At 68.1% G+C, this 14,137-nt stretch carries 16 protein-coding genes; 12 read left to right on the plus strand and 4 right to left on the minus strand.

Annotated features, from left to right (window positions below; genetic code table 11):
* Positions 1 to 102 precede the first annotated feature (102 nt).
* Positions 103 to 1,143, minus strand: a complete 1,041-nt coding sequence (locus tag WJ16_RS18040) for a Dyp-type peroxidase (protein WP_069258430.1) — start codon at positions 1,141 to 1,143, stop codon at positions 103 to 105.
* 389 nt (positions 1,144 to 1,532) lie between these two features.
* Here WJ16_RS18040 and WJ16_RS18045 point away from each other — a divergent pair, with 389 nt between their 5' ends.
* The 6 genes from WJ16_RS18045 (at position 1,533) to WJ16_RS18070 (ending at position 5,229) form a co-directional block, all read left to right on the plus strand.
* The gene (locus tag WJ16_RS18045) at positions 1,533 to 1,916 is read left to right on the plus strand and encodes a helix-turn-helix domain-containing protein (RefSeq protein ID WP_069258431.1); all 384 of its coding nucleotides are present in this window, start codon (positions 1,533 to 1,535) and stop codon (positions 1,914 to 1,916) included.
* A complete protein-coding gene (locus WJ16_RS18050) occupies positions 1,913 to 2,362 on the plus strand; it encodes a phosphate-starvation-inducible protein PsiE (protein ID WP_069258432.1) in 450 nt (149 codons plus the stop codon). The genes WJ16_RS18045 and WJ16_RS18050 overlap by 4 nt, the downstream gene beginning before the upstream one ends.
* A gap of 51 nt (positions 2,363 to 2,413) precedes the next feature.
* Positions 2,414 to 2,611 carry a hypothetical protein gene (locus WJ16_RS18055; RefSeq protein WP_069258433.1) on the plus strand — a complete coding sequence of 66 codons (198 nt, stop codon included), beginning with the start codon at positions 2,414 to 2,416 and terminating at the stop codon, positions 2,609 to 2,611.
* Between the two features lie 66 nt (positions 2,612 to 2,677).
* Positions 2,678 to 3,133 (plus strand): DUF1269 domain-containing protein, encoded by a 456-nt coding sequence (locus WJ16_RS18060; protein ID WP_069258434.1) that lies wholly within the window; start codon positions 2,678 to 2,680, stop codon positions 3,131 to 3,133.
* A 34-nt stretch (positions 3,134 to 3,167) separates the two neighbouring features.
* The gene (locus tag WJ16_RS18065; protein ID WP_069258435.1) at positions 3,168 to 3,416 is read left to right on the plus strand and encodes a hypothetical protein; all 249 of its coding nucleotides are present in this window, start codon (positions 3,168 to 3,170) and stop codon (positions 3,414 to 3,416) included.
* Between the two features lie 388 nt (positions 3,417 to 3,804).
* Positions 3,805 to 5,229, plus strand: coding sequence for an aminotransferase-like domain-containing protein (locus WJ16_RS18070; RefSeq protein ID WP_069258436.1), 1,425 nt, complete (start codon positions 3,805 to 3,807; stop codon positions 5,227 to 5,229).
* Positions 5,230 to 5,261: 32 nt separating this feature from the next.
* Here WJ16_RS18070 and WJ16_RS18075 read toward each other — a convergent pair whose 3' ends face one another.
* The gene (locus WJ16_RS18075; protein ID WP_069258437.1) at positions 5,262 to 6,422 is read right to left on the minus strand and encodes an NAD-dependent formate dehydrogenase; all 1,161 of its coding nucleotides are present in this window, start codon (positions 6,420 to 6,422) and stop codon (positions 5,262 to 5,264) included.
* Positions 6,423 to 6,656: 234 nt separating this feature from the next.
* On the opposite strand from WJ16_RS18075, the gene WJ16_RS18080 reads away from it, so the two are divergent.
* Together WJ16_RS18080 and WJ16_RS18085 are read left to right on the plus strand one after the other, a co-directional pair.
* The gene (locus WJ16_RS18080) at positions 6,657 to 8,189 is read left to right on the plus strand and encodes an FAD-dependent oxidoreductase (protein WP_069258438.1); all 1,533 of its coding nucleotides are present in this window, start codon (positions 6,657 to 6,659) and stop codon (positions 8,187 to 8,189) included.
* Positions 8,190 to 8,226: 37 nt separating this feature from the next.
* Positions 8,227 to 8,604 (plus strand): DUF5594 family protein, encoded by a 378-nt coding sequence (locus tag WJ16_RS18085; protein ID WP_069258439.1) that lies wholly within the window; start codon positions 8,227 to 8,229, stop codon positions 8,602 to 8,604.
* A 37-nt stretch (positions 8,605 to 8,641) separates the two neighbouring features.
* Here WJ16_RS18085 and WJ16_RS18090 read toward each other — a convergent pair whose 3' ends face one another.
* Positions 8,642 to 8,863 (minus strand): DUF6566 family protein, encoded by a 222-nt coding sequence (locus tag WJ16_RS18090; RefSeq protein ID WP_069258440.1) that lies wholly within the window; start codon positions 8,861 to 8,863, stop codon positions 8,642 to 8,644.
* A gap of 122 nt (positions 8,864 to 8,985) precedes the next feature.
* On the opposite strand from WJ16_RS18090, the gene WJ16_RS18095 reads away from it, so the two are divergent.
* The 3 genes from WJ16_RS18095 to WJ16_RS18105 all read left to right on the plus strand — a co-directional run bounded on the left by WJ16_RS18095 (position 8,986) and on the right by WJ16_RS18105 (position 11,957).
* The gene (locus tag WJ16_RS18095; RefSeq protein WP_069258441.1) at positions 8,986 to 9,624 is read left to right on the plus strand and encodes a MarC family protein; all 639 of its coding nucleotides are present in this window, start codon (positions 8,986 to 8,988) and stop codon (positions 9,622 to 9,624) included.
* A 46-nt stretch (positions 9,625 to 9,670) separates the two neighbouring features.
* Positions 9,671 to 10,135, plus strand: a complete 465-nt coding sequence (locus WJ16_RS18100; RefSeq protein WP_069258787.1) for a DUF1269 domain-containing protein — start codon at positions 9,671 to 9,673, stop codon at positions 10,133 to 10,135.
* Between the two features lie 454 nt (positions 10,136 to 10,589).
* Entirely contained in the window at positions 10,590 to 11,957 is a 1,368-nt protein-coding gene (locus WJ16_RS18105) for a sigma-54-dependent transcriptional regulator (protein WP_069258442.1), read from the plus strand.
* Positions 11,958 to 12,211: 254 nt separating this feature from the next.
* Here the strand turns inward: WJ16_RS18105 and WJ16_RS18110 are convergent, their stop codons facing one another.
* The gene (locus WJ16_RS18110) at positions 12,212 to 12,433 is read right to left on the minus strand and encodes a CBS domain-containing protein (protein ID WP_069258443.1); all 222 of its coding nucleotides are present in this window, start codon (positions 12,431 to 12,433) and stop codon (positions 12,212 to 12,214) included.
* Positions 12,434 to 12,651: 218 nt separating this feature from the next.
* Between WJ16_RS18110 and WJ16_RS18115 the strand changes: the two genes are divergently transcribed.
* Positions 12,652 to 14,112, plus strand: a complete 1,461-nt coding sequence (locus WJ16_RS18115; protein WP_069258444.1) for an RNA polymerase factor sigma-54 — start codon at positions 12,652 to 12,654, stop codon at positions 14,110 to 14,112.
* Positions 14,113 to 14,137: the final 25 nt, after the last annotated feature.

A 14,137-nucleotide genomic window follows, 5' to 3' on the forward strand; every position in this document is an offset into this window, starting at 1 on the left:
GCCGGGCTTGCGCAAGCCGGGGCGGGCGGTGTTCAGCCGCCGGGGCCGGGTGTGGCCCCGGCCCCGGCGGAGGTTGCGCGCCGAACGCCCTTCGCCCCCCGTTTACGACGGAACGCCTTTCAACGAGCCGATGTTCAGCGACCCGTCGCGATGCGGCGCGGCCGCCGCGGGTTCCGGCTGCGCGGCCGTTTCGGCCGGCGCCGCGCGATCGGCGAGCGCCTCGAGCAGGTCGGCCGACGGCACGAAAAACAGCGAGCCGGTGACCGCGCGGCTGTAGTCGAGCAGGCGGTCGTAGTTGCCGGGCGGCCGGCCGACGAACATGTTCTCGAGCATTTGCTCGATCGGCGCCGGCGAACGCGCATAGCCGATGAAATAGGTGCCGAATTCACCGGCGCCCGGGCGCCCGAACGGCATGTTGTCGCGCAGGATCTTCACTTCCTCGCCGTTCTCGTCGAGCGTGGTCAGCGAGCTGTGCGAACACGACGGCTTCACGTCCGGCGCAAGCTCGATGTCGGACAGCTTCGTGCGGCCGATGATGCGCTCCTGCGTCTCGACCGCGAGCGCGTTCCAGCCGGCCATGTCGTGCAGGTACTTCTGCACGAGCACGTAGCTGCCGCCCGCGAAGTTCGCGTCTTCGTCGCCGATCACCGTGAAGTCGATCGCCTCGCGGCCTTCCGGGTTCTCGGTGCCGTCGACGAAGCCGATCATCGCGCGCTGGTCGAAATTGCGGAAGCCGTGCACCTCGTCGACGACCGTAACGGCGTCGCCGAGCGCGCCGAGCAGTTGCGTCGCGAGTTCGAAGCACAGGTCCATCGCGTCCGCGCGGATGTGCAGCAGGATGTCGCCCGGCGTCGCGACTGCGACGCGCTGCCCGGCGCCGAATTCGCGGAACGGATGCAGCGAAGCGGGGCGCGGGTTGCCGAACAGCGCATCCCATGCGTCGGAGCCGAAGCCGCATACGCACGTGAGGTTGCCGCCCGGCACGCGCTTGCCGACCGAGCGCACGAGCGCGGCGATGTCGCCGCACCATGAACGGATCGTGTCGGCGTGATCGGCGCCGGGATTGATCGTCGCCACGAGGAAGATCGCGCTGCGCGTGATCGTGCTGTGAACGGCCTGGGAGAGCGGGGGAGGTGTCTGCATCGCGGCCTGCCGGTCAGTCGTGTTGGAACGGGCGGGCCGTGGCGCGCGAACGCGAACGGTTGAACTGTGTCATGCGACTGTTCTCTTTGTGTCATGCGGATGAAGGACGTTGCGCGGACCTCGCGCAACGGGCCGCAGCGGTGGCGGCCGGCCGTCCGGCGCGTGAGCCGCCCGCGCCGCGTAACGTCGTCGAGCAAGCAATCTAGCAGCTTCGGCCGGTCTTTGGAACACGTATCGCCAATCTGTCATCCGAATGCGTCAAACAGGGCCGGATTTTGGGCGGCGCCTGCGCAGCTGTACTCCTGGCGCGTGCGGCGCTGTGCTCTTGAGCGTGCGTGCCGTGTGCAGTAGATTAGGTTCCGATGCGCCCGCCGACGAGGAGCGTCACCATGAACCTGCTGGATGCGATGCGTGTGTATGTCGCGGTGGTCGAGCACGGCGGCCTGTCCGGCGCGGCGTCCGCGCTGCGGCTCGACGAAGCGCAGGTGAGCGAGCGGATCGACTGGCTCGAACGGTACCTCGGCTGTCGCCTGCTGCTGTGCTGCGAGCACGACGACGTCGCGTGCAGCGACGCAGGCGACGCGTTTCACGTGTGCTGCCGCCGCACGCTGTCCGCGGTCGAGCAGGCGACCGGTGCGGCCGGCACGCGCGCACCGCACGAGCCGGACGCGGACGATGTCCCGCACGCCATGCAATCCGCGCCGTCCGTGCGTGACGCCGCCTTCTCGCCGGCCGGCGCCGTTCGAGCCTCATCATCGCGACCGTCACCTTGAATACGACCACCGTTTCCTGCTCGCCGGCCGAGCGCATCCGCCGCCGCTTCGGCCATTTCCTGCATGCGGCCGAACTGGCGGGGCTGATCGTGATCGGGCTCGCGACCGCGTTTGCGATGGCGCAGGAGGCGTGGAAGGTCGTGGTCGCCGGCGAAGTGTCGCTGACCGACCTGCTGCTGATGTTCCTGTATCTGGAAGTGCTCGCGATGAACGTGCGCTACCTGCGGCTCGGCCGGTTGCCCGTGCGGTTTCCGCTGTTCATCGCGATGACGTCGCTCGCGCGCGACCTGATCCTGCGCGGCGCGACCGACAGCCCCGAACGGATGCTGATGACGACGCTCGGGATCGTGCTGCTCGCGGTCGGCGTGCTGATTCTGAGTTTCGGCCAGCACCGCTTTCCGGCCGACGTCGCCGACGTCGAGGACGACGCGCATGAGCGCCGCTGACAGGCACGCAAGCCGCATGCAGGTTCGATGTCACTGCCACGAGGAGGCCGGATGAACACGCAGTCCGCCGAAGCGAAACAGGCGATCGAGTTGCAGCAAGCGGCGTCGGACGCGTACCGGCTGGCGCGCGACACGCGCGATGCCGATCCGATGCTCGCCCGCGCACCGTTCGTCGCCCGGCTGCAGCGGGCGGCCGCGCATGCGTATGCCGATGCGGCGCGCGCCCGCGCGGCGGCCACCGGCCTCTGAATCCAGCCCCGGCGTGCCGCGTGCGGTGCGCCGGCAGCCATTGACACCCACCGAGCGAGGTATCGCATGACCAGGCAACTGATCGTCTCCGTGTTCGACAGCGTCGACACGGCCCACAAGGCCGCAGCCGATTTCGAGGCGCTGTCGGAGAAGAACGAAGGATTCCACATCGAGAACGGCGTCGTCGTCGAGAAGGACACGACCGGCAAGCTCGCGGTGCTCGACGCCGAATCGCGGCCGTTCAAGGGCGGCGTGATCGGCGCGATCGCGGGCGGGCTGCTCGGCCTGCTCGCCGGGCCGATCGGCGCGATCACAGGGATGGCGGCCGGCGCGGGCGCCGGCATTCTCGCGCAAGCGGCCGGCAATGCGCTGCTCGACGGCACGTTCGTCGAGACGGTCGCCGCTCGGCTTGTGCCCGGCAGCGTCGCGATCATCCTGGAAGCGAAGGAGGCCACGCCGTTCTCGGTCGACAACGTCGTGACCGGATTCGGCGGCAAGGTGTTCCGCCAGACGCTCGACTGAGCGCGCCGGCTGCGAACCGCATCGGGAGAACGACATGCGCATCGACCAATCGTACCGGCGCTTCGACATCGCGGCGACGCTGTCGCCGCTGCCCGCCAACCGCGCGATCGCGATCGTCGACGTGACGACCGACGATCCGGCCCGCATCGCCGATCTCGGCACCGGGCAATTCCTGCAGATCCGCCAGTGGGTCGAGTCGAACGACGCCGCGTCGCTGACGGTGGTGTTCGACGCATGCAAGGTCGCGATCGATCACTACGCGGACAACGTCGACGACGCTTGACCATACGCGAGGCCCGCGTCTGAACGGGCCTCGCGTGATCGACTGCCGGCCGCGCGCGGCAGTGCGCGACGACGTGCGCCGGTGCAGCGCGGCGACGGGTTGCCGTGCGATCGCGCGGGGCCATGCCGCCGCATTCGAATCTGTTCACCACGCCGGCCGGATTTCACGTTTTCCCGCCCAACTGTCACTTACATTCGTCGAAATGACGCAGTAGGATGCCGAACCTTGTCTAGATGAGATTCGCATTGGTATCCGCTTTCAATTTCGATAACGGACGAGGTTCGACCCGGGCTCCCCGCGCCCGGGCACGGCTATCCGGCTTCGTCCGTCGGCGCGATCGTGCCGGCCGTGCATCGCAGGCCGGTTCACCGCTGGCGGGGCGAGGCGGATGAAGCTCTACGAGAAATTTGCAAACGACATAGAGAGACTCATCCGGCAGCGCGTATATCGACACGGCGATCGCGTGCCGTCGGTGCGGCAGGCGAGCCAGCAGCACCGGATCAGCATCACGACCGTGCTGCATGCGTATCTGCTGCTGGAAAGCCGCGGGCTGCTCGAAAGCCGCCCGCAGTCGGGCTATTTCGTGAACCTGCGGCGCGACGACAGCCACGCGCCGGTGCGCGAGCTGCGGCCGTCGAAACCGATCGCGATTTCGTCGTCGGTGGACGTGAGCCGGCTCGTGCTGTCGACGCTGCGCTCGATCGGCACGGACGACGCGGTGCCGCTCGGCTCGCCGTATCCGGACCCGAGCCTGTTTCCGTTCGAGAAGCTGAACCGCTACGCGTACGCGGCCGGCCGCGACAAGTCGCTGTGGGGCGTGACCGACGGGCTGCCGCCCGGCCATCCGCGGCTGATCCGGCAGATCGCGCGGCGCTACCTGGAAAACGGGATGTCGGTGGACCCGAACGAGATCATCGTGACGGTCGGCGCGACGGAGGCGATCAACTTGTGTCTGCAGGCGGTGGCGAAGCCGGGCGACACGATCGCGGTGGAGTCGCCGACGTTCTACGCGATGCTGCACGCGATCGAGCGGATGGGGATGAAGGCGATCGAGGTGGCGACGCATCCGGAATACGGGATCGACGTCGCGGCGCTGGCCGCGATCGCGAAATCGCAGCCGATCGCCGCGTGCATGGTGATGCCGAACTTCCAGAACCCGCTCGGCTTCCAGATGCCGGATGCGCGCAAGCGCGAGCTGGTGGAATTCGCGACGAACGCGGGCATGCCGCTGATCGAGAACGGTGTGTACAACGAACTGTACTTCGGCAACTCGCATCCGAGCACGTTGAAGTCGTTCGACCGGCACGACATCGTGCTGCATTGCTCGTCGTTCTCGAAAAGCCTGACGGCCGCATACCGGATCGGCTGGGCACTGCCGGGCCGTTATCGCGACCAGGTCGAGAAGCTGAAATTCCTGAACACGCTCGCGACGCCGTCGCTGCCGCAGCTCGCGATCGCGGAGTTTCTCGAACGCGACGGCTACGAACATCATCTGCGGCGGATTCGCAAGGCGTATGCGCAGCAGGCGAACCTGATGCGCACGGTGGTGTCGCGGTTTTTCCCGGAGGGCACGCGCATTTCGAGCCCGGCGGGGGGCTACGTGCTGTGGGTCGAGTTGCCCGCGCAGGTCGATGCGATGCGGCTGTACCAGCTCGCGCTGGAGCAGGGGATCACGATCGGGCCGGGCTACATGTTCTCGATCACGGACAGCTATCGGAATTTCATCCGATTGAATTACAGCAGCTCGTGGTCGCCGGAGATCGAGCAGGCGGTGATCGCAGTCGGCAAGCTCGTCGCCTGCTGCATCGACTGAACGTTCCGTCGCCTGTCGCGCGTCATGTCATGTCACGTCAGCCGGTACGACTGCGCGCCCGTTCCCGCGAGCGTGCCGCCGTCGACGATCAGGTATTCGTTGCGGATCGGCCTGCCGTCGAACCAGCATTGCAGGATCTCCAGCGTGCCGGCCGCGTAGCGCGTCTGCGCGGACAGCGACGTGCCGGAGATGTGCGGCGTCATCCCGTTGAACGGCATCGTGCGCCACGGGTGATCGGCCGGCGCCGGCTGCGGAAACCACACGTCGCCGCCATAGCCCGCGAGATGCCCGGACGTGACGGCCGCCACGACCGCGTCGCGGTCGACCAGCTTCGCGCGCGCGGTGTTGATCAGGTACGCGCCGCGCTTCATCCGCGCGATCATCGCCGCGTCGAACAGGCGCTCGGTCGACGGGTACAGCGGGATCTGCAGGTTGACGATGTCGACGGCGCCCGCGAGCGACGCGGCATCGGCGTGATACGTGAGCCCGAGTGCCTGCTCGACCGACGCGTCGAGCCGGTGGCGCTGCGTGTAGTGCAGATGCAGGCCGAACGGCTTCAGCCGGTGCAGCACGGCGAGCCCGATGCGCCCCGCGCCCACCGTGCCGAAATGCATGCCCTCGACGTCGTAGCTGCGCGACACGCAATCGGCGATGTTCCAGCCGCCTTGCTGCGCGATCGCATGCGACGGCAGGTAGTTGCGCACCAGCGCGAGCGTCGTCATCACCACGTGCTCGGCCACGCTGATGCTGTTCGAGCCGGTGACTTCGGCGACGGTGATGTGGGCGCGCGCGGCGGCGTCGAGATCGACGTGATCGGAGCCGATGCCGGCCGTCAGCGCGAGCTTCAGCTTCGGCGCGCGGGCGATCCGTTCGGCCGTCAGATACGCGGGCCAGAACGGCTGCGAGATCACGACATCGGCGTCCGGCAGCCGGCGCTCGAATTCGGAGTCGGGGCCGTCCTTGTCGCTCGTGACGATCAGCGTGTGGCCGTGCGCTTCCAGGTAGTCGCGCAATCCGAGCGCGCCGGACACCGAGCCGACGAGTTCGCCGGGCCGGAAGCCGGGCGTGCCGGCGGGCGTCGGCGCGGTTTGTCCGTCCGCGTAGTGCGTGATGACCGGAATCGCATCGCGAACATAGCGCGGCGGGTAGCCGTCGACCGGATCGGGGTAGAGCACGCACAGAACGGTGGCCATCGGGGAGCCCTCCTGGTGACGGGTGAAGGCGGCACGCGGATTGCGCAGGACGCGCGATGTACCCCGCAGGCCGGCTGGCGTGTTGCGCCGCAACGTTCGTGACGTTCTACGCCCGCCATGGACCACGTGCAAGCTACAGTCCGCGTTTGCGTGCGCTGCGGGGCATCTGTACCTGTTCTTTTCAGGAGGGATGTCGATAATGGGATCGTTACCTGACTTTTCGGGAGCCACGTCATGACTGGAAGCGACGCTTCGTCTTCACGCCCCGACCTCACGCAAGGCATCGCGCTCGACGATCTCGCGGACGGCGCGATGATCGAGGGCCATGTCGGCGACGCAGCGGTGCTGCTCGTGCGCCGCGCCGACGAACTGTTCGCGGTGGGCGCGCAATGTCCGCACTACGGCGGGCCGCTGGCCGAAGGGCTGCTGGTCGGCGACACGATCCGCTGTCCGTGGCATCACGCGGCGTTCTGCCTGCGCACGGGCGAACTGCAACGCGCACCGGCGCTCGACGGGCTGCCGTGCTGGCGCGTCGAACGCCGCGACGGCCGCGCGGTCGTGCTCGATGCGCGGCCGGCCGCCGTGCCGCCCGCGCTGAATGCGGCCGGACTGCCCGCGTCGGTGGTGATCGTCGGCGGCGGCGCCGCGGCGATCGCGGCCGCCGTGACGCTGCGGCAGGAAGGCTATCCGCATCCCGTCACGCTGCTCACCGCCGATGCCGATCCGCCGTACGACCGGCCCAACCTGTCGAAAGACTATCTCGCCGGCACGGCCGAGGCCGACTGGCTGCCGCTGCGCGCGCCGTCGTTCTATACCGACCAGCGGATCGACGTGCGGTGCGGGGCGCGCGTCACACGCATCGATACGGCGCAGCACGCGGTCGAGCTGGCCGACGGCAGCCGTGTCGGATACGGCGCGCTGCTGCTCGCGACGGGCGCCGAGCCGAACCGGCTGACCATCTCCGGTGCGGATCTGCCGCACGTATGCATGCTGCGCTCGCGCGCCGATTGCGATGCGCTGATCGGCAAGCTGAAGACGGCGCGCCGCTGCGTCGTGGTGGGCGCGAGCTTCATCGGGCTCGAAGCGGCCGCCGCGTTGCGCACGCGCGGGCTCGTCGTGCAGGTCGTCGCGCCCGATCCGCACCCGATGGCGCGCGTGCTCGGCGAAGCGCTCGGCGACTCGCTGAAGGCGCTGCACGAATCGCACGGCGTCGTGTTCCATCTCGGCGTGACACCCGCGCGGATCACGGAGGACGGCGTGGCGCTGTCGAACGGCGACGTGCTGCCGGCCGACGTCGTGCTGGTCGGCATCGGCGTGCATCCGAACGTGGCGCTCGCGCAGGACGCGGGGCTCGCCGTCGAGCACGGCGTGACGGTCGACCGCTTCCTTCGGACGAGCGTGCCCGATATCTACGCGGCCGGCGACATCGCACGCTGGCCCGATCCGCACACGGGCGAGCGGATTCGCGTCGAGCACTGGGTCGTGGCCGAGCGGCAGGGCAGCGTCGCCGCACGCAACCTGCTCGGCCAGCAGCGCCCGTTCGACGCGGTGCCGTTTTTCTGGAGCCAGCATTACGACGTGTCGATCCGCTACGTCGGGCATGCGGAGCAATGGGATCGTGTCGAGATCGACGGCGAGCTCGGCGCGCACGACTGCTCGATCGCATACTGGCGCGGCAATACACGGCTCGCGGTCGCGACGCTCGGCCGCGATCTCGACAGCCTGAAGGCGGAAGCCGCATTCGAGCGGCAGATGGTCGCCGCGTGACGGCGGCGTGACGACATGATTCGAACCCGGAGGCGAGATGAACCCCGATGTGCGTGCCCGTTTTGAAACCGAGTTTGCGCCGCACATCGCGGCGCGCGTGCGCGGCCTGTATGAGCCCGGCGAAGTGAAGGTCGACGTGGTGCCGCACGACGGGCAGGGCGGCCCGACCTGCGTCGACGTGATCGGCCTCACGTCGACGGTCGGGCTGCCGAACCCGCTGAACGCGCGGCTCGCGTGGTGCGATGACGCGATCGAGGCGCTGCTGGCCGACCCCGACCGCAGCCGCTTCGACCGCTACCTCGCGGCGCTGCCGGTCACGATCGAACGCTGGCAGATGACGCTGCCGGTCGACTTCAGCTCGCGCACCCAGCGCGACCGCGAGATCCTGATCGGCGATCTGGATTTCGATGCGTGATCGCGTCGAGCCGCGCGCGCCGACGAACCGGTTGCCGTTATCGGTCGCGTGTCCTGATCATCACGCGGCCCTGGTCGATGCCGCCGCGCAGCGCTTCGTCGCACGTGAGCCATTCGGGTGTGACGAGCTCGGGCGCGGGCAGATCGACCGGCGCGCCGTCGCGAAAGATCCGCACCTGCGCGACCCACGCGCCGGTCGCGGTGCGCGTCGCATCGACGCGAATCTCGTGATCCATGAAGGTGTCGGTGGCTTGTTGCATCGGTCGGGGCCCTCCGTCGTGCGTGATCGCGGTGCGTCGATCGTAGCAGCATGGCGCGCGCCGTGCATCGGAAACGAAGCGGAACCGGCGCGCGAAGCGCCGCGCGACACGGGAGCGAGCCAGTGGCCTTCGACCTGACCTTTGCCATCAAGGTATTCGCCGCGCTGTTCGCGATCATGAACCCGATCGCGAACATTCCGGTGTTCCTGTCGCTGACGGAAGGCGCGGCGGACGGCGTGCGCCGCAAGGTCGCGCTGACCGCGTCGATCGGCGTGACGGTCGGCTGCATCGTATCGGCCGTCGCGGGCGGCGCTATCCTGCACGTGTTCGGCCTGACGATCGACGATTTTCGTCTCGCGGGCGGGCTGCTGGTGCTGCTGATCGCGCTGTCGATGCTGCACGGCACGCCGAGCCGCCAGCATTCGCCGGGCGACGACGAGGGCGCCGACCCGGCCGCGGCCGAAAGCGTCGCGATCTATCCGCTGACGATTCCGCTACTCGTGGGCCCCGGCACGATCGCGACGATGATCGTGCTCGGGCACAACGCATTCTCGACCGGGCAGGAACCCGCGTTCGCGCTCGGGCTCGCCGCGTTTCTCGTGCTGCTGACCGTGTCGTTGCTGTCGGCACCGTTGATCGGCCATTACCTGTCGCCGCGCGTGACGGCGGTGACGCAACGGCTGATGGGGATGATTCTCGCGGCGATCGCGATGCAGATGATCGTGGCGAGCCTGAAGGCCGCGTTCGGGCTGCCGCATTGAGCGCGATGCCCGCGCAATCGGCCGCCATGATTTCATGGAGTCGCAGATGAATACGCTGATCGTGTTGTCCTATCCCGACCTCGCGGCCGCCCATCGCGCGCTCGCCGAACTCGATACGTTGCGCGACCGGCACGTCGTCGCGCTGTCGGGTGTGGCGATCGTCGAATGCGCAGCCGACGGACAGTTGCGCGCCCATGCGGTCGACCCCGGCCGCTCGCCGCCCGGATCGCTCGTCGACAGCGTGGTGGCGCACATCGAATCGTCGCTCGATGCATGGCGCGAGAAGCCGGTGGACGACGCACTGATCGACCGCGTCGCGCGCAAGGCGCGCCCGGGCACCGTGTCGCTCGGGCTGGCCGCGACGCAACTCGACATCTACGCACTGAGCACGGCGCTCGCGCCGTTCGGCGGAGAAGTGATCGATACGACGCTGTCGATCGACGACGAACTGAAGCTCGTCGAGGCGATTTCGCATGCGCGCGACGGGGGCGGCGATGCTATGGCCGACTGACTGACGACGCGTCTGATGTGCATCGTGCGTGATGAATCGGCAGGGCTGCGCGAGCCGGCGGAGTCATCGAGTCAGCGCCGTTGTCATCGCCGGATTTCGACATGCAAAAAATCAGGCCGGAAAGTTTGACCGCAAAGCGCGGATATATAAGCAAAAGACGCCATCGAGGCCACTTCGCACCGCATATCCGGCGCGAGCACGAGGCGTTCTTACCGATTGCGTCGCATTGAATCCGGCAATGCAGTTACCGTGAACGGATAGATTTATTCGATGATCGGCGCATGCGCGACATCGCTCTCCTATACTGAAAGGGACCGCTTTTTTACGGGAGGATAGCCAGTCGGGACGAGTGCATTGATCATGCCGTATCGTCGTGTGACCGACGGCCGGACCTCGCTGAAACCGCTGCGGTTCCGGCGGATACGTGTGCCGGGCCGCTTCACAAGGAGCCACGATGCCCTACGTCCTGATCGTCGAAGACGACGCCGATACGCGAGCGATGCTTGCGGCGCTCGCGCGCACGCAGCAGCTTGCCTGCGACACGGCCGCGACGCTCGAAGAAGCGCGCACGCTCGTGTCGACGCATACCCCCGATCTCGTGCTGTGCGATCTCGTGCTGCCGGACGGCAACGGGATGGATCTGTTCGATTCATTGCCGAAGCGTTCGCACTGCGAAATTGTTTTGACCACCGGCCACGCGAGCCTCGAAACCGCGATCGACGCGTTGCGGCGCGGCGCGACCGACTACCTGGTGAAGCCGCTGAACATGCAGCGGCTGAACAGCATCTTCGCGCGCGTGCCGCGCACCACCGCGCTGCATGAGGAAATCGCCGAGCTGCGCTCGGAGCTGCAGCGTCTCGGCCGCTTCGGCCGCATGCTCGGCAGCTCGCCCGCGATGCAGACGGTGTACGACGCGATCGGCCGCGTCGCGCGCACCGAGGCGTCGGTGCTGCTGACCGGCGAATCGGGCACCGGCAAGGAGCTGGCCGCGCAGACGGTGCACGACCTGAGCCTGCGCCGCCGTGGCCCGTTTCTCGCGGTGAACTGCGGGGCGATCGCCGCGAACCTCGTCGAGAGCGAGATGTTCGGCCACGACCGCGGCAGCTTCACCGGCGCGGAGCGCCAGCACAAGGGCTTCTTCGAACGCGCGGACGGCGGCACGCTGTTCCTCGACGAAATCACCGAGATGCCGCTCGAATCGCAGGTCAAGCTGCTGCGCGTGCTGGAGACGGGGCGCCTGACGCGGCTCGGTTCGACGCGGGAGATCGACGTCGACGTGCGGATCGTCGCGGCGACCAACCGCGACCCGGAAGCCGCGATGGCGGACGGCAAGCTGCGGCCCGACCTGTTTCACCGGATCAACGTGTTTCCGATTCCGCTGCCGTCGCTGCGCGAGCGCGGCGACGACATCCCGATGCTCGCCGACGCATTTCTGCAGCGCTACAACGAGGAAACCGGTCGCACTTTGCGTTTTTCGCCGGCCGCACGCGAAGCGCTGAAGCGCTACGCGTGGCCCGGCAACGTGCGCGAGCTGCGCAACTTCGTGCAGCGCGCGGCCATCTTCAGCGACACCGACGTGATCGACAGCCTGCCGCCGCCGATCATGGACGAACTGTCGAACATGGTCGATTCGCATGAAGATCGCGTGACGGTGCCGTTCGGCACGTCGCTCGAGGAAGTCGACCGCAAGCTGATTCTCGGCACGATCGAGCAATGCGGCGGCGTGAAGGCGCAGGCGGCCGAGGTGCTCGACGTCAGCCTGAAGACGATCTACAACCGGCTCGCGCAACTCGAAGGCGAAACGGACAAGCGGGAATCGTGATCTGGGCGCGACCGATCGGGCTTCGGCCGGCGGGAACGCGATGGGCGGCAAGCCGGTCGGTGGGCGCGAAGCCGAACTCGCATCGGCGCGCGCGAACACACGTGTGACCCGACAGGCCGGTTGGCGACACGGGCATCCAGCGGTCTTGCGCGGCCGAGGCCCGTTTCTGGCGCCGTGGCAGCGCTTCTGACCGGGCGCCTGCATCGCATCATCCGGCCGACCTTTCTTCGGGCGATCAGCAGCGTGCCTTACCGTTACGTCCGCTGCGGGTGCGACACGCCGTCGAGCGTGTTCGCTACGTCGGCGCGTTCGGTCGCGCGTATCGCAAGGTCGCGGCTCGTCATCCTCCCCACCACCCGGTTGTCGTCGCACATGGGCAGCGTGCCAATGTCGTAGCGCTCCACCCATTGCGCGGCGTGGCGGATCGAGTCGGTCCGCGCGACCGGCTGCTGCCGGTTACACCACCACCGATCCATTACCGATTCGACATGAAGCTGGCGCGTACCGGGCCGTGCGCGAAAAACGTGCCCAAACTTGCCGCCGGCTTGTAAAAAAGCGGCTCCGCCCGCGCTGCAACGCAGGGTGCGATCCCGCGTGAGCCGCGACGTGGCGCGATCTGCGTGCCTGGCATGGAAGCTGCGTGAATCCTGACCGAATACCGATACGAACCCACGAAACGTCAGGAGGACTCTCGATGTCCGTCTCGCTTGCACTGCAGATGCGACAGCATCTCGCACTTACGCCGAGGCTTCAGCAATCGCTGCGGTTGCTGCAGTTGTCGTCGCTCGAATTTCAACAGGAGTTGCGGCAGGCGCTCGATCAGAATCCGTTTCTCGAGGATGGCCAGGGCGACGAGGAGGCTGAGGCCGACGCACCCGGGCCGCAGGCCGAAGCCGCCGCGCCCGAAGCGGTGCCCGAGCCTGACGACGCTCGCCCGCAATCTGACGACGTGCCCGAGGTGCCGGAGGCGTCCGAGGTGTCGTTGACGGCCGCGCCCGCACCGCGCGACGCGAGCCGCCACGGCGACGATGCGGGCGGGCTGTCGCCCGGCGAATGGCTGGCCGCGGAACCTTCGCTGCATCAGCAGCTGCACGATGCGCTGCGGCTCTACCCGCTGAACCGGCGCGACCGCGAAGCCGCGCGCATCGTGATCGACGCGCTCGACGACGACGGCTACTTGCGTCAGGAGCTGGCCGAACTGCTGGTGGCGGCCGATCCCGCGCTGCTGTTGACGGAGCAGGATCTCGCCGTCGCGCTGCGGCTCGTGCAGATGCTCGACCGCCCGGGGCTGGCCGCGCGCTCGCTGTCCGAGTGTCTCGTGCTGCAGCTCGACGCGATTCCGGCCGGCACGCCGGCACTCGCGGAAGCGAAGGCGATCGCGCGCGAGCATCTCGAGCGGCTCGCGCGCCGCGAAACGGCCGAGATCCAGCGGCGCATCGGCTGCAACGCGCAGACGCTGCAGGCGGCCTGCGCGCTGGTGCGCAGCCTCGACCCACGCCCCGGCAATCATTACGGCAGCACGCGCGGCGACTACGTGGTGCCCGACGTGATCGTGCGCCAGGTGCGCGACGAATGGATCGTGACGATCAACCCGGCCGTGCTGCCGCGCGCGCGACTGCACGAACGCTATGCGACGCTGTTCGCGCAGTCGAGCGGCGAGCGCGATTCGCCGCTCGGCCAGCAACTGCAGGAAGCGCGCTGGCTGATCCGCAACGTGCAGAAGCGCTTCGAGACGATCCAGCGTGTCGGCGAATGCATCGTCGCGCGGCAGCGCGACTTCTTCCGCTACGGCGAGATCGCGATGAAGCCGCTCGTGCTGCGCGACATCGCCGAAGAACTCGACCTGCACGAATCGACCGTGTCGCGCGCGACGGGCAACAAGTACATGGCCACGCCGCACGGCACGTTCGAGTTCAAGCATTTCTTCCCGCGCAAGCTGGAGGCGGCCGGCAAGGGAGTGTGCTCGGCGGCGGCCGCGAAGGTGCTGATCCGCGACATGATCGCGGGCGAACGGCAGACCGATCCGCTGTCCGACGTCGCGCTTGCCCACAACCTCGCGGGCCGCGGCATTCTGCTCGCGCGTCGCACGGTGACGAAGTATCGCCAGGCGATGAAGATTCCGCCGGCCGACCTGCGCCGCCGCGACGCCGCATGATGATTGCCCGGCATAGCCATCGTGC

This window comes from Burkholderia metallica, from assembly GCF_001718555.1.
Taxonomy (GTDB): domain Bacteria; phylum Pseudomonadota; class Gammaproteobacteria; order Burkholderiales; family Burkholderiaceae; genus Burkholderia; species Burkholderia metallica.